Origin of the sequence: Azospirillum sp. 11R-A (assembly GCF_049472615.1) — a bacterium.
Classification (GTDB): Bacteria; Pseudomonadota; Alphaproteobacteria; order Azospirillales; family Azospirillaceae; genus Azospirillum; species Azospirillum palustre.
Genome location: NZ_JBCEBL010000007.1, coordinates 48,151 through 69,524 on the forward strand (window position 1 = coordinate 48,151; position 21,374 = coordinate 69,524).

Sequence of the window (21,374 nt, forward strand, 5' to 3'; positions counted from 1 at the left end):
CGTGAGCGAGCGGGGCGCGGCCCTACTCCTCCGCGAATTCTCCCGTCGCGGCCATGATGGCGGTGCGGAGCCGGTCGGCCTTGGCGGGACCGGCGACCAGCTCCAGCAGGCGCAGGGCGTAGAACAGGTTCATCTCCGCCGTCTCGGCATCGTCCGGGTTGCCGGCCGCCTTGGGATAGTCCGCCAGCAGGGCGTGGGCCCGCGCCATCAGCCCCTTTTCCATCGACGCCAGCGTGTCCTTCAACGGCTCGTGCAGGCAGAGCGCGCCGGCCAGCCCCTCGCAGCGGCGCAGCGCGCGGGCGTGGTCCTCGGCGGCGGCCTGGGCATCCTCGTCCACCGGGGCGGTGCAACCGTTCCCGGCGGGGGCCGGAACGGCGGTCAGGATGCCGGCCGGTGCAGTGTCCAGGACGGTGCCGGCCACCATGGTCCGCACCGCCACCTTCACGGCGTCCAGCCGCTCGCGATAGGCCGGGTCGGCCAGGACATCCATGGCGGCGGAGGTGGTGTCGATGCTGGCGACCAGCCGCTCGGCAATGGCGATGGCCTCCTCCGGGGCGATGGCGGCAGCCCCGCCCGGCCCGGCGCTGCGGCCGGTGCCGCAGCCTTTGCTTTCGAGGCGGGCCGAGCGCTCCTCCAGATTGGTGACGACCAGACCGCTCAGCTGGGCGAAGATCGCCGGCTGCTCGCGCCGCGCCTTGCCGAAATCCAGATCGTTCAGCACCGTCAGCAGGTCGGCCGGGTTCGCCATGCGCGAGGCGGCGACCAGCAGCAGGTGATAGACCAGCCCGGCCGATTGCCGCGCCACCGCCTGGGCCGCCTGCTCGATGGCGTCCACATGCAGGTCGTCCAGCGCCGCCAGCGGCTTCGGGGCCAGCGCGTCCTTCAGCGATTCGATTGTCAGCCCGATTTCGAGGAAGGCGGCGACGTCCAGCATCTGCCGCCGCATCTCCTCGTCGCCCTGAAGGGCGCACCACGGCGGCTGGCCGCCGGCCTCCTGCTCCCCTGCCCTTCCGGCAGCACCCCGTAAAGCCTGGGCGGCCATCGGCCAAAGCCGGCGCCCGATGTTGCGCAGGGCGTTGAGATTGCCGGGTGCCGTCTCATGCACCTGCCGGTCGAGCTGGTCGATCAGGGCCCGGTCGCCGCACTCCGTCACCAGCCGCCACACCGGGTCGATCACCCGCCGTTCGATGCGGCCCACCGGCACGTCGAGGCCGTTGAAGCTTTCCAGCACATCCTCGAACGGCATGCAGAGCACGCGTTTCAGCGTCGGCCGGCGGTTCGGGCGCACCTGGACCAGCCGCGGGCGGATGGCGGCAAAGGTCTGGCGCACGTCGGGATGGTCGCGCACCCGCTCCAGCAGGCGGACCACCTCGATGAACTTGTCCTCGGGAATGTCGAACAGCCGGCTCTCCAGCCCCGGCAGGCGGTCGCCCCCGCCCCGTCCGTCCGCCGGTCCGCTCATGGGGCGCGGGCTTTCACCGCCTCGATCCGGCGGATGGCGTCGATGTCCATCTGGCCGGTGCGCCAGTCCTCCAGCATGCGGACGGAGCGGCGGTGGGCACTCTTGACCTGCTTGGAATCCTCGACGAAATCGCGGCTGGATTCCCGGCGCGGCAGCAGCGGCAGGATGCGGAACAAATCATTGACGGTGGCGGCCTGCTGGTGGCGGTCCTCGGCCTGCGCCACCTCCCACGCCCCGGTGATGTGGCTCCAGCCGTCGAGCAGCCAGGCCATGCGGGCGGCCTGGGTGCGGACGCGGATGAAGGCGTCATCCCAGTCGCGCATCAGCGGCCCGATGGCCTCGATCCGGCGGTGGAAATCGCCCAGCACCTTCTCGCCGATGGCGATGGTGTGCTGCGCCACCTCCGCGCAGAACTCGGCGACCGGGGCGGCATCGCCCGGCACGTCGCGCGCCCAGCCGGTCATGCCGTCGCGAAAGCCCTTCAGGTCGTTCAGCCCGCGCGTCAGCCGGCCCGGCCGGGGCGAGTGCGCCAGCCCCACCGGCGCGGTGACCATGGCAATGTCGGCCAGCCGGGCATAGAGCAGCGTCGCGTCCATGCGCAGGCTTTCGGCCGCGCGGGTCATCAGCTGCCGGGTCAGGCGCTGGCCCTCGTCGGTGTCGATGCCGGCCTTCAGCATCTCCGGCGATTCCAGCCCGACCGCCTTCAGGATCGACAGGATCAGCAGGTAATGGGTGAGGGTGCCCTGCTCCTCATCCTCGTCCAGCGCGCGGCGGGCGGCCTGCGCCGCCTTCGGCCCGGCAAGCCCGCGCCGCGCCGCCCTCAGCGTCGCCCGGCGGATCTCGTGCGGGGAGCAGGCCTCCTCCTTCACGATCAGGTCGTGCAGATAGCGGTCGTGCATGGTCATCGACACCATCTCCGGCACCGACTTCCAGGCGACGACATAGATGCCCATGCCCTGCGACAGGCTGGGGATCAGCACTTCGAGCTTCGACCGCTCACCGCGGCGCACGCGGGTCTGGGACAGCAGCGGCGTGGTGAAGGCCACCGCGGCCCCCCGCTCCTCGAAGGTCGACGGCGCGTATTCGATCGCACCTTTCAACATGATTGCCGTTCCGGATTCACCTGGTCACTCTGCCGGCACCATTACGGGTCCGTTCGCCGGCCCCCCGCAATTGCGCCATACCTGCATTATTACATGGCCGTAAGAAATGCCGCGGCGACCAATTTGTTCTGAATTGTAGCGCCATGCGACGGCCTGTCGCACTTGGAAACAACCCGCACGACGAGCGCGGGCCTGTCCATAGGGTTTGTCCCAGGTCTGCTTTCCGGACGCTTGGATATCGACGCAAAGCGGCGGGATTTACCCAGGCAACTTTATAAAGCCGGACGGAAATCTCCGTACCGGCGCTGCCCGGCCCGGAAGCCATGCGACGGCCCTTGCGCTTTGCACGGCGACGCGACAGTTTGGACGGACGTTACACCGCGACCATGGGAGAAGCAGAGGGTGAGCAACATCGGCATCGTGCTCGGACGGTTCCACCGCAAAGAGGTGGAAGAGATGCTGGACGAGGCGCGCACCGTCGCCGCCAGCCGCGGCCTCGGCATCGTGGCAGAGGTCTGGGTTCCCGGTTCGATGGAAAAACCGCTGGCGATCAAGCGCCTGCTGATGCGCGAGGATGTCGCCGGCGCGGTTGCGCTGGGCATCATCGAGCGGGGCGAGACCGAACATGGCAACGTCATGGGCCATGCGGTCATCAGCAGCCTGATCGACCTGCAGCTCCAGTTCATGAAGCCGGTCGGCGTCGGCATCCTCGGGCCGGGCATCAACCCGTCGCAGATCCTGCCGCGCATCCGCCCCTACGCCGCCGCCGCGGTGAATGCCTGCGCCGACCTGATCGAGCAGGGCTGAGGCCTCTCACGCTCCGGCGGGGCGCCACCGGTGCAGCACATGCATCGCCCCGCCGAACAGCAGGCCCCAGAAGGCCGATCCGACCCCGAAGAAGGACAGGCCGGACGCGGTCACCAGCAGCGTGACCAGGGCGGGGATGCGCTCCTCCTCCGCCTGGACCGCCGCCAGCAGCGAACCGCCGAAGGCGCCGATCAGCGCCAGCCCGGCCACCGCCTCGATCAGGATCGGCGGCGAGCGGGTGACCAGCGTGGCGGTGACCGCCGCCAGCGCCGTCAGCGCGATATAGCCGACACCGCCGGTGACGGCGGCCTGCCAGCGCCGCTCCGGCCTCGGGTCGGCATCGGGGCCGGCGCACATCGCCGCGGTGATCGCCGCCAGATTGACCGTCGGCGCTCCGAGCGGCGCCGTCAGGGCCGAGGCGAAGCCGGTCGCCAGGAAGGCCGGCGGCACCCGCGGCGTGTAGCCGAAGGTCGCCAGCACCGCCAGACCGGGGATGTTCTGCGACGCCATCGTGACGACGAACAGCGGCAAAGCCAGCCCGACCAGCGCCTCCCAGGTGAAGGCCGGGGCGACCAGCGACAGCGTGGGCCAGGGGTCGGCCGGCAGCGCGCCCGACACCGGCGGGTTCATCGCCATCGCCGCCAGCGCCACCGCGACCGCCGCCGGCACCGCATAGAGCCGGGCGAAGCGACCGACGATCGCCCAGGTCGCCAGCACCAGCAACCCCAGCCCCGGCGCCTGCCCGATCGCCATGAAGGGCGCCAGGCACAGCTTCAGCAGAAGCCCGGCCAGCATGCCGTTGGCGAGCGGCTTCGGGATCGCCGCGATCCAGCGGCCGAGCGGTCGCCACAGCCCCGCCACCATGATGAGCGCGCCGACCGTCAGGAAGGCCCCCACCGCCGCCGGAAAGCCGCCGGCCACCGGCCCGGTCGCCGCCAGCAGCGCCATGCCCGGCGTCGTCCAGGCGACGCTGATCGGCTTGCGCTGCGTCCAGGCCAGCCAGATCGCCGACAGCCCCATGGAAAAGCCGACGGCCACCAGCCCGGAGGTAATCTGCGCCGTGTCCGCCCCGACCGCCGCCAGCCCCTGGATCACCACCGCGACCGAACTGGCATAGCCGACCAGCGCCACCAGACCGCCGGTGGCGAGTGCCGAGGGCGACAGCCCGCGGCCCCCCGGGGCTGTGGGCGCGTCGGAAACGGTCTGGTCGGCGGATGACGAGCCGGTCATGGCCAGTCCTTTCGCATGCATGGACAGGAGAGGATCCGACAGGTAAATTGGATCCAATATCCAGGCAAGCGTTTTTCTCACCTTCCAGGTCTCCCGCATGTCCCAGCCTCCCGACGCCCGCCCTTCCGACTCCCGACCCTCCGATGCGCGCCTTGCCGATCTGGCCGTATTGATCGCGCGCAACCGGCCGCGCTTCCGCACCGCGACCGAGTTCGTCGAGGCGGCGATGCGCGAGGCGATCCTGGAGGGGGTTCTTCCGGCCGGCGCCCCGCTGCGCCAGGAGGATCTCGCCGCCGCCTTCGGCGTCAGCCGCATGCCGGTGCGCGAGGCCCTGCGCCAGCTGGAAGCCCGCGCGCTGGTCGAGTTCCATCCCCACCGCGGTGCGGTGGTGGCGGAGATCTCGGCGGAGGATTCGGCCGACATCGGCGCCATCCGGGCGGCGCTGGAGCCGGCGGCCCTGCGGCTGTCGCTGCCGCATCTGACGGCGGACGACCTTGCCCTGGCGGCGGAGCTGATCGCGGAGATGGATGCGGAGGCCGATCCCGGCCGCATGGGGGAGCTGAACCGGCGCTTCCACATGACGCTCTATTCCCGCGCCGGCCGGCCGCGCCTGCTGGCGCTGGTGGAGCAGCACCTCTCCGCCGCCGACCGCTATCTGCGCTTCCAGTTCTCGGCGCTGGGCTACCATCCCCGCTCACAGGACGAGCATCACGCCCTGCTGGCGGCCTGCCGTGCCGGCGATGCGGACGCCGCCTGCGGCATCGTCGTGCGCCACGTCATCCAGGCGGGCGAGCAGCTGAGCGCCTTTCTGGACGGGCGGGGGTGAGGGCGGCGGGGATGGCGCCCCGCCTCTCCTACGGCGTTCCCAGCAGTTCGCCCAGCGCGTGGCTGAGCTGGCGCGGGGTCACCGGCTTGTGGATGATGCCCAGCCCATGGGCGGCGGCGTCGCGCTCGCACTCCGGACCGGTCTCGCCGGTCAGGATCAGGCCGGGGACCGGCGCGCTGCCGGGATCGTCGTACAGCGCGCGGATGCGGGCGACCGCCTCGGTGCCGTAGCGCCCTTCGCGCAGCCGGTAATCGGCGACGATCAGGTCGGGGCGGCGGCCCATGCGGCTCAACCCCTCCACCGCCTTCTGGGCGGAGCCGGCAACCAGCACCTGATAGCCCCATTCGCGGAAGATCGTCTCCAGCCCCAGCAGCACGATGGCGTCGTCGTCGACCACCACGGCGAAACGGCCGCGGCCGGCGGTCGCCGCCTCCGCCGCGGTGACCGCCGTCTCGACCTTGCGGCCGAGCGGCAGGGCGATGACGAAGCTGGTCCCCTGCCCCGGCTTCGAGGTCACGTCCACCGGATGGTTCAGCAGCAGCGACAGCCGCCGCACGATGGCCAGCCCAAGCCCAAGCCCGCGGTTGCGGTCGCGCTCCGGGTTGCCGACCTGATGGAACTCCTCCCAGATGCGTTCGAGATGGTCGGGCGGGATGCCGATGCCGGTGTCGCGCACCTCGATCAGCAGCCGCGCGCCGGCCCGCCGGCATTCGATGTCGATCCGCCCGCTCTCGGTATAGCGCAGGGCATTTTCCACCAGATTGCGCACCATGCGGGTCAGCAGGGTGCGGTCGGTCCGGGCGGCGGCGTTGCAGGACAGGACGTGCAGTTCCAGCCCCTTGGCCGCCGCCACCGGCCGGTAGGAGGCGGCGATGTGGTCGAACAGCGGGGCGACAGACACGCTCTCGATGTTGGGCTGGACAACGCCGGCATCGAGCCGCGACATGTCCAGCAGGCTGTCGAGAAGCTCCTTCAGCGCGTCCAGCCCGCGGCCCAGATGCATCAGCGCGGTGGCGCCCTGGCTGCCCTGGACATGCGGCTTCAGCACATCGACGAACAGCAGCAACGCCTGCAGGGGCTGGCGCAGGTCGTGGCTGGCGGCGGCCAGGAACTTGCCCTTGGCGAGGTCGGCCGCCTCCGCCGTTTCCTTCGCCTGCAACAGCGCCTGCTGGGCCTGACGGCGGGCCGTGATGTCGCGGAAATAGACGGACAACCCATTGGCGTTGGGATAGATGCTGATCTCCACCCAGTCGCCCAGGATGGGGGAGAGAACCTCGATGGTCATCTCCCGCCCTTCGCGCACCGCCTGCTTCTGCGCCTCGAAGGCTTCACTACCCACCACCTTGGGGAAGGCTTCCCAGATACGGCGGCCGAGCAGAGTCTCACGCGACCGCCGCCACAACTGCTCGGCCTTTCGGTTGATGTAGGTGAATCGCCAGTCATGGTCGACGGCATAGAAGGCGTCGCTGATGCTCTCCAGGATCTTCACCGCCCGCTCGTGCGAGGCACGGGCCTCCTCCTCCGCCCGCTTGCGCATGGTGATGTCGCGGAAGAAGCAGCCCACCCCCTCCGCCGTCGGCAGAAAGCGGATCTCCAGCCACAGGGTGGTGCCTTCGCCGTCGAAGCGCTTTTCCATGCTGGTCGGCTGCCGCTCCGTCATCGTTTTACGGCACAGCGCCTCCAGGTCCGACCCGGCAAGCTGCGGCCACACCTCCCACAGCAGTCGGCCGCGCATCGCCGACAGCGACTGGTGGTCGAGCTGTTCGGCACGGCGGTTCTGGTAGATCACGCGGTAATCGCCGTCCAGCGCCACCAGCGCCTCGTCGATGCTGTCCAGAATGTCGGTCGCGCGCCGGCGGACGTCGGCAATCGCCTCCTCCATCCGCCGCTCGTCGGACCGGTCGTGCAGGATCCACAAGAATCCCTCCTCGTCGCCCTGGAGCGGCAGGATGGTCAGCGCGCCCCAGACGGCAAAGCCGTCCCGGTGGCAGAAGGGACGCTCCTCCTGGATGCGACCCTCGGCCAGTGCGCGGACCCGCAGGGCGTCGGGCACGCCGACGGCGACCTCTTCCGGCGGAAACAGGATGTCGACCGGCTGTCCCCTCGCCTCCTCCTCGGTCCAGCCCAGGATGCGGACGGCGCCCGGGTTCCAGCTGGTTATCCGGCCGTCCGGCGCCAGCGTCAGGATGGCGTGGCCGATGGCGCTGTCGAGGATCGCGCGCAGCCGCCTCTCGCTGTCGGCATGGGCGGCGCGGCTGCGCTCCAGCGCGTTGAAGGCGCTGCGCAAGTCCTCGTTCAGCGCCGTGACCGTCAGCAGGTCGTCGTGGCCGCTGGAGGCGGTGGACAAAGCCGACTGGAGCCGGGCGTTTTCCCGCTCAAGCTCCTCCAGCCTTGCCAGCAGCTCCGCGTTCGATAGAGCAGGCAAATCCGGCTCGGCTCCCGTTCGGTGATCGGCGGGCTCGTTCGGGACGGACGGCTGTTTGGTCATAGGCGCCCAAAGGAAAACAAAACGCTCATTCGTCGAGAGTGCGCAATGCCGAAAGCTAATGTAAACCTTCCAAAAGCAATATTCCGGATGATTGCGACATCCCGAAATGTAATTGATGTCGTTACCGTATATCGGTGATTGCTTTCACCATTGCCCGCACGCCGGCATTAAGTACTTTGTCACGCCGCAACACCAACCCAAGGGTGCGGATCAATGGCGGCGTCAGAGTTTGAACTGCGAACCGGTCGCAATCCTGTGGCCCTGCCACGGTGACCGACGGCAGGATCGACCGGCCGAGCCCGGCGGCGACGAGGTTCTTGATCGCCTCCACATTGCCCAGCTCCATTGATGGGCGAGGCTGGATGCCGCCGGCCATGAACCAGCCGTCGATCACCGCCCGCATGGTCCCGCCGCGCTCGTAAAGGATCAGCGTTTCATCCGCCAGCGCCGCCGGGGCGACGGTCCGATCCGGCGGTGGCGCCTCGCCGCGGGGGCCGACACAGACCAGTTCCTCGGCACAGACCGGTTCGATGGACAGGCCGGGGCGGCCGGCCGGCAGGGTGACCAGCGCCAGATCCAGCGTTCCGCCCTCCACCGCATCCAGGATGTCCGGCGTGTTGCCGGTGACGACGATGATCTCCAGCCCGGGATGGGCGCTGCGCAGGGCGGTCAGGATCGGCGGCAGGCGGTAGATACAGGCGGTGGCCCCGGTGCCGATGCGCACGCGCCCGACCTGCCCGGCACGGTGGCGCCCCATGGCGGCCGATGCCGCCTCCATCTCCTCGCGCAGGCGGCGGATGAAGGGCAGCAGGTCGCGGCCGGCCGCGGTCGGCAGGGCGCGCTTGCCCACCCGCTCCACCAGCCGCACGCCGAAGCGCTCCTCCAGATTGCGGATCTGCATGCTGACCGCCGGCTGGGTCAGGCCGAGCCGCCCGGCGGCTTCGGTGAAACCTCCATGTTCGACGACGGTCGCGAAGGTGATGAGCTGGTCGAGGTTGAGGCCACGCATACCCCCAGTCTTCCTTATGATTTCGATCAGATCAATAAATTTGCCTTTTCCCCGGCGGTCCGCGACGGTGTGGGCATGACGACCGCCGCCATCGCCACTCCCGCCCCTGCCCCTGCTGAAGCGCCCCGGCCGATCTGGTTCGTGCTGCTCTGCGCCAGCCGCTTCGCCACCTCGCTGTCCTTCATGGTCTATGCCGGCGCGCTCGTGCCCGCGATGCAGGCCTGGGGCATGTCGGCGGGAGAGGCCGGGTCGATCCAGACCGCCTTCAACGTCGGCTACGCCCTGTCGCTGGTGGGCTCCTCCTGGTTCGCCGACAGCCTTGGCGCCAGGCGCGTCTTCCTGTGGGCGAGCTGGGCGACGGCCCTGACTGGCATCGCCTTCGCCTTCTTCGCCCGCTCGGCGGAAAGCGGACTGCTGCTGTTCGCGCTGATGGGACTGACCCAGGGCGGCACCTATGCCCCCTCCATCATGCTGGTGGCGCAAGGCGTGCCGGCCGAACGGCGCGGTGCTGCGGTGGGCTGGCTGCTGGCGGCGGGGTCGCTCGGCTATTTCGCCTCCATCGCGCTCGCCGCCGGGCTGGCCGAGCGGTTCGGCTACGAGGCCGCCTTCATCACCTGCGGGCTGGGACCGCTGCTGGCGGCGCTGCTCGCCACGCCGGGGCTGCTCGGACGACCCAATCTGGTGGCGGGCGGGGGAGCGCGCCGGCTGCGCGGCGCCTTCCGGTTCCTGTCCGACCGCCGGTCCTTCCTGCTGACCGCCGGCTACACCGCCCATTGCTGGGAACTGCTGGGCATGTGGGCATGGCTGCCGGCCTTCCTGACCGCCAGTCTGGCCGGCGCCGGCGGCGACGGGGCGGGCATGCGCGGGCTGTGGATCGCCGGTGCCATCCATATCTCGGGCTTCCTGTCGTCGCTGCTGATGGGACGCGCATCCGACCGGCTGGGCCGGCGGGCAGTGCTGGTGGCAATGGGCGCGCTGGGCGCCGCCTGCTCCTTCGCCATCGGCTGGATGGACGGGATGCCGCTGGCCCTGGTCCTGGCGGTGGCGGCGCTCTACGGCTTCTCTGCGCTGGGCGACTCCCCCGTGCTGTCGACGGCGATGACCGAATCGGTCGAGCCGGGCAGCCTGGGGGCGGCGCTCGCCGTCCGCTCCATCCTGGGCTTCGGCGCCGGAGGTGCGGCGCCGCTGGCGGTCGGTCTGGTGCTGGATCGGGCCGGCGGCGCAGCCGGTGCCGGCTGGGGCTGGGGTTTCGCGCTTCTCGGCGTCGGCGGCGGGTTGGCGACCGTCTGCGCCCTTCTTCTTCCCGCCGACCGTCCTGACCGGAGTTGATTCACATGGTCTCCATTGCCGGGCCCGCCATCACCGTGCGGGCGTCCGCCGACGCCGACATTCCCGCCATCACCGCCCTTTACGCCCGCCATGTGCTGCACGGCACCGCCTCGTTCGAGGAGATCCCGCCGGACGAGGCCGAGATCGCCCGCCGCCGCGCCGACATACTGGGGCGCGGGCTGCCCTATCTGGCGGCGGAGTGCGAGGGACGGCTGGTCGGCTATGCCTATGCCGGCCTGTACCGCACCCGCAGCGCCTACCGCTTCACGCTGGAGAATTCCGTCTATGTCGCCGACGGTATGGGCCGGCGCGGCATCGGCCGGGCGTTGATGGACCCGCTGATCGAGATGTGCGAGGCGGCGGGCTACCGCCGGATGATCGCGGCAATCGGCGACAGCGCCAACCACGGCTCCATCGGCCTGCACAGCGCTTGCGGCTTCCGTCCTGTCGGCATCCTGCCCGCCGTGGGCTTCAAGTTCGGCCGCTGGCTGGACGGCGTGCTGATGGAACGGCCGCTCGGCGACGGGAGCGACAGCCCGCCGGCCGGCTGAGCGGAAACCGCGTCAGTCGGCCCCCAGCAGCTCGTCCGGGCGCGGGCTGGGCGCCTTCGCCATCGGCACCGTCCGCGGCAGCTCTACGCCGGGCAACTGCCAGTCCATCGGCGGCGCCGATCCCGGCGTCGGCCGGTACTGGTCCAGAACCGCCAGCAGGGTCAGCAGCGACAGGGCCAGCGCCACCACCAGCAGCCGGCGGTCCACCCCGGCCATCGGGCCTTTGCCATCGGCCTCGGCGTTGTCGCGATCCAGCAGGGCCATGCTCCGTCCTCCCGTCCTCTCGTCCTTCGTATCTGGGACAAGCTTGATCGATGCGGCGGAACGTCACAATGTGGCTTTGCCGCAGTCTGCCTTCGGTTCAGGCGAAGGCAGACTGCGGCCTCAAGGTCTATGCGGATCGGCATTCAACCGGCGCGGCGTTACGAAGGGCCGCTCCCGCTCAGGTGAAGGCGGCGCCCGCCCTGGCGCCCAGCCGCTTGAGGACGACCGCCAGCGGACAGAAGCCGGTGAAGGCTGCCTGCAACAAATTGGCGCCGACGAAGGCGATCAGCCACAGCCACTGCGGGCTGTGCAGGTGCGACAAGGCCAGGCTCAGCAGGACAACGGTCCCGGCGAAGGCCATCACGATGCGGTCGATGCTCATGTCGATGTCTCCCGATGCAAGGATTGGTTCGAAGACGGAGGATTCTCCGGCGAAGGATCGCAATACAGCCCTGCCAGCACCTCGATCACGGCGGCGGCCTCGGCGCTGGCCAGCCTGTAGAAGATCGTCAGCCCGTCGCGGCGGGTCCGCACGAGGCCCTCGGCACGCAGCCTCGCCAGATGCTGGGACAAGGCCGACTGGCTGAGCCCGACCGCGTCCGCAAGGTCGCCGACGCAGAGTTCCCCGCCCCCCAGCAGGCAGAGGATGGACAGGCGCCGTTCGTTGGCCAGCGCCTTCAGCAGGCGCGCCGCCGAACTCACATGGCTGCGATCCAATTCATTCATTGACACTAAATTAGATTATTCTTAATTAATGGTCAAGAGGTGCTTCATCCATTCCAGTCAAGGTGGCCCGTCATGCCCCGCCGACCCGCAGGCCTCGTTCTGGCCGCGACGCTCCTGTTCGCCTCCGTTCCGCTGTCCGGCGCGCTGGCCCAGCCCGACGCCGACGCCGGCCGGCTCACCGTGCGCGCCCGTGCGGTGGAGGATCTGAAGGCCGTCTTCGCCACCGTGGAAAGCGTCCACGAGACGCTGGCGCGCACCCGCATCGGCGGCACCATCGCCGACTTGACGGCGAAGGAAGGGGACAAAGTCACCATGGGTCAGGTCGTTGCCACCGTGCACGACCCGAAGCTGCCGCTGCAACTGGCGGCGCTGGACGCGCGCATCCAGGCGCTCCAGGCGCAGCAGCATCAGGCCGGCCTGGAGCTGGACCGCGCCCGGCAGCTGCGGGCGAGCGGAACGGGGACGCAGCAGCGGCTCGACGACGCGCAGTCCGCCGTGGACGTGGCCCGCGCCCAGATCGCCGCCATGACGGCGGAGCGGGCGGTGGTGGAGCAGCAGCTGCGCGAGGGCGCGGTGTCGGCGCCCGCCAACGGCCGCATTCTCCAGGTCAAGGTCATCGACGGCGCCGTGGTGATGCCCGGCGAGACCGTCGCGAGCATCGCGACGGAAACCTATGTGCTGCGCCTGCGCCTGCCCGAACGCCACGCCCGCTTCATGCATGAGGGCGACCCGGTGCTGGTCGGCGACCGCGGTCTCGCCCCGGTCGCACCACCCGGCGGCGAGGCGGCGCCGGACGCGATGCCGCTCGACCTGAAGCGCGGCACCGTCCGTCAGGTCTATCCGGAGATGTCCGGCGGTCAGGTGGTGGCCGACGCCACGGTGAGCGGGCTCGGCGACTTCTTCGTGGGCGAGCGCGTGCGCGTCTACGTCGCCACCGGCACGCGGCAGGCGTTCGTCATTCCGCCCGACCATGTCCTGCGCCGCTTCGGCACCGACTTCGTCCGGCTGGCCGACGGGACGGAGGTGCCGGTCCAGGTCGGCGGTGCGATCCCCAGGGTCGGCGACCAGCTCGGCGGGATCGAGGTGCTGTCCGGCCTGAGACCCGGCGACGTGATCGTCCACCCGGAGGGTGCGCGATGAGGCTCGGTCTCTCCGGGGTACTGACGCGGACCTTCATCCGCTCGCCCCTGACCCCGCTTCTGCTGCTGGCCTCGCTGGTGGTCGGCACGGTCGCCCTGCTCTCGCTGCCGCGGGAGGAGGAGCCGCAGATCAGCGTGCCGATGGTGGACATCCTGGTTCGCGCCGACGGGCTGAAGGCGGACGACGCGGTCGAGCTGGTGACCAAACCGCTGGAGGAGATCGTCAAAGGCATCGACGGCGTCGAGCACACCTACAGCCAGACCCTGGACGACCGTGTGGTCGTCACCGCCCGTTTCCTCGTCGGCACCTCGGCGGACGACGCGATCCTGCGCGTGCACGAGAAGGTACGGGCCAACCTGAACCGCATCCCGCTCGGCATTCCGGAGCCGCTGATCGTCGGGCGCGGCATCAACGACGTGGCGATCCTGACCCTGACGCTGGCCCCCAGGCCGGACGCGGCGTCGCGCTGGACCGACACCGCGCTGTACGGCGTGGCGGACGAGCTGCTCGCGCAGCTGGTGCAGGTGGAGGATGTCGGCCGCAGCGTCATCGTCGGCGGCCGTCCCGACCAGATCCGGGTGGAACCGGATCCGGAGCGGCTGGCGCTGTTCGGCGTCACGCTCAACCAGCTGGTCGACAAGGTGAGGAGCGCCAACCGGTCCTTCATGGTCGGCTCGGTGCGGGCTGAGGGCGGCAGCCTGCCGGCGTTGGCCGGACAGACGCTCCAGGGGACCGCCGACATCGGCCTGCTGCTGGTGACCGCCCGCGACGGGCGCCCGGTCTATGTCAAGGATGTGGCCGACATCGTGATGGGCGCGCGGCCGGACGAAAGCACGGCCTGGAACCTGTTGCCCGACGGCAAGGGCGGGCTCGCCGGCACGCCGGCGGTCACCATCGCCATCGCCAAGCGCGCCGGGGCCAATGCCGTGACCATCGCCGGGCGCGTTCTGGAGCGCGTGCAGGCCATCCAGGCCGGATCGCTGCCCAGGGACCTGACGCTGACCGTCACCCGCAACTACGGCGAGACGGCGGACGAGAAGGTCAACGAACTGCTGTTCCATCTGGCGCTCGCCACCGTGACCATCGTCGCGCTGATCGTGCTGGCGATCGGCTGGCGCGAGGGCATGGTGACGCTGATCGTCATCCCGACCACCATCCTGCTGACCATGTTCGCGTCCTGGCTGATGGGCTACACCATTAACCGCGTCAGCCTGTTCGCACTGATCTTCTCCATCGGCATCCTGGTGGACGACGCCATCGTCGTGGTGGAGAACATCGACCGCCACTGGTCGATGCGCGACGGCCGCAGCAAGGTCCAGGCCGCCATCGAGGCGGTCGCGGAGGTCGGCAACCCGACCGTCGTCGCCACCCTGACGGTCATCGCGGCACTGCTGCCGATGATGTTCGTGTCCGGCCTGATGGGCCCCTACATGAGCCCGATCCCGGCCAACGCGTCGGCCGCCATGGTTTTCAGCTTCTTCGCCGCCATGGTGCTGACGCCCTGGCTGATGGTGAAGCTGCGGCCGGGCGAGGCCCCGGCTGGGCACGGCAATGAACAGGGCAACGGGCATGGCGATGGGCGGGGCGGCCTGCTGGGCCGCCTGTATCTCTCCGTCGCGCGCCCGGTCATCCGCAGCAGGCGCCGGGCCTGGACCTTCCTGCTCGTGGTCGGCATGGCGACGCTGGCCTCGACGGCGCTGTTCTACACCAAGGACGTGGCGGTCAAGCTGCTGCCCTTCGACAACAAGTCCGAACTTCAGGTCGTCGTGGACCTGCCGCGCGGCGCGGCACAGGAGGATACCGGGCGCGTGCTGCTGGCCGCCGCGCGGAAGATCGCCGACCTGCCCGAACTGGCGAGCGTCCAGGCCTATGGCGGCACCGCCTCGCCCTTCAACTTCAACGGTCTGGTGCGCCATTATTATCTGCGCGACCAGCCCGAGCAGGGCGACCTGCAAGTCAACCTCGCCCCCAAGGGCGAGCGCCGCCGCAGCAGCCACGACATCGCGCTCGACATCCGGGCGCGGCTGAGGGATCTGGCCGTTCCCGACGGCACCTCGCTCAAGGTCGTCGAGGTGCCGCCCGGTCCGCCGGTGCTCTCCACCCTGCTGGTCGAGGTCTACGGCCCCGATGCGGAGACGCGGCGCAAGGCGACGGGCATCGTCCGGGACGCCTTCCGCAGCGTGGACTTCATCGTCGATGTGGACGACACCGTCCGCCCGCCCGGCGAGCGGCTGCGCTTCGCGCTGGACCGCGAGAGCCTGGAGTTCCACGGCGTCGAGGAGCAGGCGGTCTATGACACGTTGCAGGCGCTGGTCGGCGGCGTGCCGGTCGGCTACTCGCATCGCGGGGCCGGCCGCACCCCCATCGAGATCTCGGTGCGGCTGCCGAAGTCCGGGCTGTTCCTGTCGGAGCGCATCCTGGCGACGCCGGTCCCCGGCGCCCGCGGCACGGTCGAGCTGGGCGACCTCGTCACCATGACGCGGGAACCGGCCTCCTATCCGCTGTTCCGCCGCAACGGCCGCTTCGCCGAGATGGTGATGGCCGATCTCGCCGGGCGCTACGAGGCACCAATCTACGGCATGCTGGCGGTGCAGGAGCGGCTGAGCCGGATCGACTGGAAAGCCGCCGGGCTCACAGCGGCGCCGGACATCCTGCTGCATGGGCAACCCGACGACCAGAGCAGGCCCGCACTGTTGTGGGAGGGCGAGTGGGAGATCACCTACGTCACCTTCCGCGACATGGGGGCCGCCTTCGCGGTGGCGATCCTCGGCATCTATCTGCTGGTGGTCGCGCAGTTCGGCAGCTTCAAGCTGCCGCTGGTGATCCTGGTGCCGGTGCCGCTGACCCTGATCGGCATCGTGCTCGGGCACTGGCTGTTCGGAGCCGCCTTCACCGCGACCTCGATGATCGGCTTCATCGCCCTGGCGGGCATCATCGTGCGCAATTCGATCCTGCTGGTGGACTTCATCCGCCATCTTCGCGACCGCGGGCTGTCGGTGCGGGAGGCCGTCCTGGAGGCCGGGGCGATCCGCTTCAAGCCGATCCTGCTGACGGCGGTGGCGGCAATGATCGGCGCCGCCTTCATCCTGACCGACCCCATCTTCCAGGGGCTGGCGATCTCGCTGCTGTTCGGCCTGCTGAGTTCGACGCTGCTGACCGTTCTGGTCATCCCGGCGATCTACGTCGTGCTGCGCGACGACGCCCCTGGCCGGAGGGAATAGCCGGCAACGGCGGCGGAGGCTTCACCCCTGCCGCCGTTCCCTGCCAGCCGCCTCAAGGCATGTACTGGCCGCCGTTGACGTCGAGGATCTGTCCGGTGATGTAGCCGCTGCAGGCGTGCGAGGCGAAGAACAGGAAGGTCGGCGCGCATTCCTCCGGCTTGCCGAAGCGGCCCATCGGGAAGCCGGCGCCGATGCGGGCCTTGGTGTCCGTGTCCTTGTCGGCATGGAAGGCGGTGTCGAAGGTGCCGGGCGACACTGTGTTGAAGCGGATGCCGTCCTTCGTGTGGAAGGCCACCCAGTTCTTCTGGATGTTGTGCAGCCACGCCTTCGCCGCACCGTACAGCCCGGCGCCGGGGCCGCCGCCGGTGTAGCCGGCAACCGAGCCGACCAGGATCACCGACGCGGTGGTGCCGCTCTGCGTGGCGGACGCCTTCAGGTGCGGCAGCGCGTATTTGGTGACCATCAGGGCGGAGCGCGCGTTCAGGTCGGTCACCGCGTCGAAGAATTCATCGTCGATCTCCTCCAGCGGCTTGCGCGCGACCAGACCGCCCGCATTGTTGATCAGCACGTCGATGCCGCCGAAGCGGGCGACGAAATCCTCGACCAGACGCCTGGCCCCCTCGCTGGACGACACGTCGCCGGGCAGGAAGGCGACTTCGCCGTCCAGCGCGTTCAGCCGGTCCAGCGTGGAGTCGAGGTCGGCCGGCGCCTTGCGGCCGTTCATGCCGACCAGCGCGCCGTGGCGGGCGAACGCCTCGACCGCCGCCAGACCGATTCCCTGGGTCGACCCCGTCACCAGAACGCGCCGGCCTTTCAGATCACCGAACATGCGTGAGCCCTTCCTTCCCATCGTTGAAAAGCGCGAAGCGCGGTACGGCCCACACTTCACATATCTAGTGTCTCAAATATTGAGATATATTTCTCAATATCATCAGGATGTTAGGAGTACTCAGCGATTGGGTCAAGATTGACTGGATCGCCGCATCATATCGTCAGCTTCATTAATGTCTCACTATGTGGTAGCATGTATGTTGGATTTGACAACATACAACGCGGCCACTAAGGTCCCGTCATCGAGGCGACACGAATGCCCACCAGAACCGATCCCATGACCCAGCCCGCTGACGCGATCGACCCGGCCACGCCCGAAAGGCGGCAGGCCGCCGGAACGCAGACCCTGCTCCGCGGGCTGGCGGCGATCGAGTGCGTGGCGACCGGCACGACCGAGGTGAAGGGAATCGCGGCCCGACTGAACACGCCGCGCAGCACCGTCCACCGCATGCTGAACAGCCTGGTGGCGGAGGGGTACCTGCACCATGTCCCCTACAAGGGCTATCTGCTGGGACCGAAGCTGATCGAACTCGGCATGAAGGCGCTGGAGCAGCGGCCGCTGGTGGCGCTCGCCCGGCCCCACATCGAGGCGCTGGCCCAGCGCACCGGCGACACCGTCCATCTCGGCGTGGTCGACGGCGACGCGGTCTTCTATCTCGACAAGATTCCGAGCACGCGCGGGCTGGAGATGCGCTCTCGCGTCGGCCTGCGCATGCCGCTGGCCTCGACCGGCATCGGCAAGGCGCTGATGCTGGGGATGCCGCCGTCGCGCTGGCGCGAGCTGCACGACGCGGTGGCGACGGCGCCGGATACGGTGGGCGGACGGCCCGGACCGTTGCCCTGGCCGAAATACGAAAAGCTGATGGCGGGCTTCCTGCGGCGGGACTGGGTGCTCGACCTGGAAGAGAACGAGATCGGCGTCCGCTGCGTCGGCGCGCCGGTGCGCGACATCAGCAATCAGGTGGTCGCCGCCATCAGCGTGGCGAGCGCGGTGCCCTACATGCCGGACGAACGGATGGCTGAACTCGGACCGGTCGTCCGTGCGGCCGCCGACGCGATATCGAAGGAATTGGGATGGAAACAGGACGGAAGCGCGACGGGGCGGCCCTGATCGCGCTGGACTGGGGCACCTCCAGTCTGCGCGGATTCCTCATGGACGGCGCCGGCACGGTGCTGGAGCAGCGCGCCAACGCGCACGGCATCCAGAATCTGCCGCAGCCCGGCCTGCCCGGCTTCGAGCAGGCCTTCGCCGGGCTGTGCGGCGACTGGCTGGCCGGCAATCCGGGCATCCCGGTGGTGGCCGGCGGCATGGTCGGCAGCGCCCAGGGCTGGGTGGAAGCGCCCTATGTCGCCTGCCCGGCCGACACCAGCACGCTCGCCGGCCACGCCATCGCGGTGGACAGCGCTGCCGGTGTCCGCATCCTGATCGCCCCCGGCGTCACCTACGCCCCGCCCGACGCGCCGCCCGACATCCTGCGCGGCGAGGAGATCCAGATCGCCGGCGTGCTGGCCGACCGCCCCGACTGGGCGCGCGAGTCCTGCATGGTGCTGCCCGGCACCCATTCCAAATGGGTGCAGATCCAGGACGGGCGGATGACCCGTTTCGCCACCTACATGACCGGCGAGCTGTTCGCCGTGCTGACCAAGCACTCGATCCTCGGGCGCCTGATGCCGGCGGACGCCGAGATTGAGGCAGGGGCCGATGCGGACGCCCGCGACGCGGCCTTCGCCGACGGCGTGCGGGCGGCGCAGGCCAGCGGGCCGGGCGACCTGTCGCACCAGATCTTCGCCGCGCGCACGCTCGGCATCACCCGCCGCATGGCGCCGGAGCTGCTGAAGGATTTCCTGTCCGGCCTGCTGATCGGGCACGAGATGGTCTCCGGCCTCACCCGGATGGGGGCGGCGCTGGGCAGCGGCCGGCCGCTGCTGCTGATCGGCGACGGCATGCTGTGCCGCCGCTACGTCCAGGGCCTGGCTCTGCTGGGCATCGAGCCCACCGCCCGGCTCGAGAACACCGCGCCCAAGGGGCTGTTCCAGTTCGCCATCGCCGCCGGCCTGATCGCGCCGCCGGCCGGAAAGGACACTCATGTCTGAAGAAAGCCTGAAGGCCCGGCTCGACGCCGCCTTCGCCGCCCTGCCGCTGGTCGCCATCCTGCGCGGCCTGAAGCCCGTCGAATGCGAGGATGCCGCCCGCGCCCTCTACGAGCGCGGCTTCCGGCTGATCGAGGTGCCGCTGAACTCGCCGGACCCGTTCGACAGCATCGCCGCCATCCGCCGCATCCTGCCGCGGGACGCGCTGGTCGGTGCCGGCACCGTGCTGGAGGTGGCGCAGGTCGCCCGCCTCAAGGAGATCGGCGCCGATCTGGTGGTGATGCCGCATGCCGACACCGCGGTGATCCGCGCCGCCAAGGCCGCCGGTCTGGCCTGCGTTCCCGGCGTCGCCACGGCGACGGAGGCCTTCGCCGCACTGGCGGCCGGCGCCGACGCGCTGAAGCTGTTCCCGGCCGAGCAGATCAACCCGACCATCGTCAAGGCGATCCGCACCGTGCTGCCGGCCGGCACCCGGCTGCTGCCGGTGGGCGGCATCGCTCCCGACACCATGGCCCCCTTCCTGGAGGCCGGCGTCGCCGGCTTCGGGCTGGGATCGGCGCTCTACAAGCCGGGCATGACCGCAGCTGAGATCGCCGGGCGGGCCGAGGCCTTCGTCGCGTCCTGGACCGCGCTCAACCCGCGCTGACTTCACGCGGGCGGCGGAGCCGTCCGCTTTTCCTGTCCGCAACCCCACCAAGCAAAATTCGAGGGAGAACGTTTATGAAGGGCTATCGCCTCCTGACCGGCGCCGTCGTCGGCGTCCTGGCCACGGCCAGCCTGATTGCCGGCGCGCAGGCCGCCGACTACCCGACCAAGCCGATCGAGCTGATCGTCCCCTATGCCGCCGGCGGCGGCACCGATCTGGTCGCCCGCGCCTATGCCGACGCCACCAAGAAGCATCTGCCGCAGGCGATGGGCGTCGTCAACAAGACCGGCGGCGGCGGCGCCGTCGGCCTGACCGAGATCATGGCCGCCCGCGCCGACGGCTACAAGGTCGGCATGGGCACCGTCGAGATCACCCTGCTGCCGCACATGGGCGTGGCCCGCTTCTCGGTCGACGACTTCACCCCGGTCGCCCGCCTGAACGCCGAGCCGAGCGCCATCACCGTCAAGGCCGACGCGCCCTGGAAGACCATCGAGGAATTCCTGGCCGACGCCAAGGCCAACCCCGGCAAGGTCCGCATCGGCAACTCCGGCACCGGCGCCATCTGGCACCTCGCCGCCGAGGCCCTGCAGAACAAGACCGGCCTGACCTTCAACCACATCCCGTTCGACGGCGCCAACCCGGCCGTGACCTCCCTGCTGGGCGGCCACATCGAGGCGGTGTCGGTCAGCCCGGCCGAGGTGTCGAGCCAGGTTGCCGGCGGCCAGCTCCGCATGCTGGCGGTGATGGCCGACGAGCGCTCCAAGGCGTTCCCGGACGTGCCCACCCTGAAGGAGAAGGGCATCGACCTGTCGGTCGCCACCTGGCGCGGCATCGTCGTTCCGAAGAAGACCCCGGCGCCGGTCGTCGAGACCCTGCGCAAGGCCAGCAAGGCGGCGGCCGAGGAGCCGGCCTTCCGTGAGCAGCTCGCCAAGATGAACCTGACCTGGGCCTATGCCGACGGTCCGGAGTTCGGCGCCGCCATGCAGAAGGACAACGCCTTCTTCAAGGATCTGATGACCAAGCTCGGCATGGCCAAGTAACACGGAAACGCGCCGGCCCAGCGGCCCCAAGCCGCCGGGCCGGCGTTCCGTTTCCGAGGAGTCCGACTGATGAGCAACGCACCTGTCCAGGGCGGCGGGGCCGGCGCGCCCCTCTCCACCAAGATCGCCAATCTGGTCATCGCGGTCGTGCTGATCGCGGTGGCCGCCGCCGCCATCGCATCGACCGGCGATTTCCCCAAGACCATGCTGGCCGCCGACGTCGGCCCGGCACGGTTCCCGATCATCCACGCCTCCGTGCTGATCGTGCTGTGCCTGATCCTGATCGCCAACACGCTGCGCATGCCGACCATTGCCGACGACACCCCGCCGGTCGGCGTCGCCGGCTATGCCGGGGTGGCGCTGGGCATCCTCGCCACCGCCGCCTGCCTGTACGCCATGGAGTATGTCGGCTACGCCGTCGCCACGGTGGTCTACATGGCAGCCCTGATGTGGCTGATGGGGCAGCGCAGCCCGCTGTGGAACCCGGTGATCGCCGTCGTCGTGACCGCCGTGATCTATTTCACCTTCCAGAGCGCCCTCCAGGTGCCGCTGCCGGTCGGGAGCCTGTTCGAATGACCTTGTCGTCCCGTCTCACGCCTGCGAAGGAGCG

At 69.8% G+C, this 21,374-nt stretch carries 20 protein-coding genes; 11 read left to right on the top strand and 9 right to left on the bottom strand.

What is annotated here, in order from left to right; translation table 11 throughout:
• Window positions 1-22: 22 nt before the first annotated feature.
• Window positions 23-1,462, bottom strand: coding sequence for a hypothetical protein (locus VH569_RS12505; protein ID WP_423315619.1), 1,440 nt, complete (start codon window positions 1,460-1,462; stop codon window positions 23-25).
• Window positions 1,459-2,565 carry a hypothetical protein gene (locus tag VH569_RS12510; protein WP_423315620.1) on the bottom strand — a complete coding sequence of 369 codons (1,107 nt, stop codon included), beginning with the start codon at window positions 2,563-2,565 and terminating at the stop codon, window positions 1,459-1,461. The genes VH569_RS12505 and VH569_RS12510 overlap by 4 nt, the downstream gene beginning before the upstream one ends.
• A 402-nt stretch (window positions 2,566-2,967) precedes the next feature.
• Between VH569_RS12510 and VH569_RS12515 the strand changes: the two genes are divergently transcribed.
• Complete coding sequence (locus VH569_RS12515; protein WP_423315621.1) at window positions 2,968-3,372, top strand: 6,7-dimethyl-8-ribityllumazine synthase; 405 nt, start codon at window positions 2,968-2,970, stop codon at window positions 3,370-3,372.
• Window positions 3,373-3,378: 6 nt separating this feature from the next.
• Here VH569_RS12515 and VH569_RS12520 read toward each other — a convergent pair whose 3' ends face one another.
• A complete protein-coding gene (locus VH569_RS12520; RefSeq protein ID WP_423315622.1) occupies window positions 3,379-4,602 on the bottom strand; it encodes a benzoate/H(+) symporter BenE family transporter in 1,224 nt (407 codons plus the stop codon).
• A gap of 97 nt (window positions 4,603-4,699) precedes the next feature.
• Between VH569_RS12520 and VH569_RS12525 the strand changes: the two genes are divergently transcribed.
• Complete coding sequence (locus VH569_RS12525) at window positions 4,700-5,428, top strand: GntR family transcriptional regulator (protein ID WP_423315623.1); 729 nt, start codon at window positions 4,700-4,702, stop codon at window positions 5,426-5,428.
• A gap of 28 nt (window positions 5,429-5,456) precedes the next feature.
• Here VH569_RS12525 and VH569_RS12530 read toward each other — a convergent pair whose 3' ends face one another.
• Together VH569_RS12530 and VH569_RS12535 are read right to left on the bottom strand one after the other, a co-directional pair.
• The gene (locus VH569_RS12530; RefSeq protein WP_423315624.1) at window positions 5,457-7,853 is read right to left on the bottom strand and encodes a PAS domain-containing hybrid sensor histidine kinase/response regulator; all 2,397 of its coding nucleotides are present in this window, start codon (window positions 7,851-7,853) and stop codon (window positions 5,457-5,459) included.
• 184 nt (window positions 7,854-8,037) lie between these two features.
• Window positions 8,038-8,925: a LysR family transcriptional regulator gene (locus tag VH569_RS12535; protein WP_423315625.1), complete on the bottom strand. Its 888-nt coding sequence runs from the start codon at window positions 8,923-8,925 to the stop codon at window positions 8,038-8,040.
• A 75-nt stretch (window positions 8,926-9,000) separates the two neighbouring features.
• Between VH569_RS12535 and VH569_RS12540 the strand changes: the two genes are divergently transcribed.
• Both VH569_RS12540 and VH569_RS12545 read left to right on the top strand, forming a co-directional pair.
• Window positions 9,001-10,254 carry an MFS transporter gene (locus VH569_RS12540; protein ID WP_423315626.1) on the top strand — a complete coding sequence of 418 codons (1,254 nt, stop codon included), beginning with the start codon at window positions 9,001-9,003 and terminating at the stop codon, window positions 10,252-10,254.
• 5 nt (window positions 10,255-10,259) lie between these two features.
• The gene (locus VH569_RS12545) at window positions 10,260-10,805 is read left to right on the top strand and encodes a GNAT family N-acetyltransferase (RefSeq protein ID WP_423315627.1); all 546 of its coding nucleotides are present in this window, start codon (window positions 10,260-10,262) and stop codon (window positions 10,803-10,805) included.
• A 12-nt stretch (window positions 10,806-10,817) separates the two neighbouring features.
• Here the strand turns inward: VH569_RS12545 and VH569_RS12550 are convergent, their stop codons facing one another.
• From VH569_RS12550 to VH569_RS12560, 3 genes are all read right to left on the bottom strand, one after another.
• The gene (locus tag VH569_RS12550; RefSeq protein ID WP_423315628.1) at window positions 10,818-11,069 is read right to left on the bottom strand and encodes a hypothetical protein; all 252 of its coding nucleotides are present in this window, start codon (window positions 11,067-11,069) and stop codon (window positions 10,818-10,820) included.
• Between the two features lie 178 nt (window positions 11,070-11,247).
• Window positions 11,248-11,451, bottom strand: coding sequence for a YgaP family membrane protein (locus tag VH569_RS12555; protein WP_423315629.1), 204 nt, complete (start codon window positions 11,449-11,451; stop codon window positions 11,248-11,250).
• On the bottom strand, window positions 11,448-11,795 hold the full coding sequence (locus VH569_RS12560; protein WP_423315630.1) for an ArsR/SmtB family transcription factor: 348 nt from the start codon (window positions 11,793-11,795) through the stop codon (window positions 11,448-11,450). The genes VH569_RS12555 and VH569_RS12560 overlap by 4 nt, the downstream gene beginning before the upstream one ends.
• Before the next feature lie 72 nt (window positions 11,796-11,867).
• On the opposite strand from VH569_RS12560, the gene VH569_RS12565 reads away from it, so the two are divergent.
• Together VH569_RS12565 and VH569_RS12570 are read left to right on the top strand one after the other, a co-directional pair.
• On the top strand, window positions 11,868-12,935 hold the full coding sequence (locus VH569_RS12565) for an efflux RND transporter periplasmic adaptor subunit (RefSeq protein ID WP_423315631.1): 1,068 nt from the start codon (window positions 11,868-11,870) through the stop codon (window positions 12,933-12,935).
• Window positions 12,932-16,156 (top strand): efflux RND transporter permease subunit, encoded by a 3,225-nt coding sequence (locus VH569_RS12570; RefSeq protein ID WP_423315632.1) that lies wholly within the window; start codon window positions 12,932-12,934, stop codon window positions 16,154-16,156. Before VH569_RS12565 ends, VH569_RS12570 begins: the two co-directional genes overlap by 4 nt.
• Window positions 16,157-16,208: 52 nt before the next feature.
• Here VH569_RS12570 and VH569_RS12575 read toward each other — a convergent pair whose 3' ends face one another.
• A complete protein-coding gene (locus VH569_RS12575; protein ID WP_423315633.1) occupies window positions 16,209-16,985 on the bottom strand; it encodes an SDR family NAD(P)-dependent oxidoreductase in 777 nt (258 codons plus the stop codon).
• A 300-nt stretch (window positions 16,986-17,285) separates the two neighbouring features.
• Between VH569_RS12575 and VH569_RS12580 the strand changes: the two genes are divergently transcribed.
• From VH569_RS12580 to VH569_RS12600, 5 genes are all read left to right on the top strand, one after another.
• Window positions 17,286-18,098: an IclR family transcriptional regulator gene (locus VH569_RS12580; protein WP_423315789.1), complete on the top strand. Its 813-nt coding sequence runs from the start codon at window positions 17,286-17,288 to the stop codon at window positions 18,096-18,098.
• Window positions 18,062-19,081, top strand: coding sequence for a 2-dehydro-3-deoxygalactonokinase (locus VH569_RS12585; protein WP_423315634.1), 1,020 nt, complete (start codon window positions 18,062-18,064; stop codon window positions 19,079-19,081). The genes VH569_RS12580 and VH569_RS12585 overlap by 37 nt, the downstream gene beginning before the upstream one ends.
• Window positions 19,074-19,724, top strand: a complete 651-nt coding sequence (locus tag VH569_RS12590; RefSeq protein WP_423315635.1) for a 2-dehydro-3-deoxy-6-phosphogalactonate aldolase — start codon at window positions 19,074-19,076, stop codon at window positions 19,722-19,724. The genes VH569_RS12585 and VH569_RS12590 overlap by 8 nt, the downstream gene beginning before the upstream one ends.
• A gap of 74 nt (window positions 19,725-19,798) precedes the next feature.
• Window positions 19,799-20,764, top strand: coding sequence for a Bug family tripartite tricarboxylate transporter substrate binding protein (locus VH569_RS12595; protein ID WP_376960398.1), 966 nt, complete (start codon window positions 19,799-19,801; stop codon window positions 20,762-20,764).
• 69 nt (window positions 20,765-20,833) lie between these two features.
• Window positions 20,834-21,340, top strand: a complete 507-nt coding sequence (locus VH569_RS12600; protein WP_109447488.1) for a tripartite tricarboxylate transporter TctB family protein — start codon at window positions 20,834-20,836, stop codon at window positions 21,338-21,340.
• Window positions 21,341-21,374: the final 34 nt, after the last annotated feature.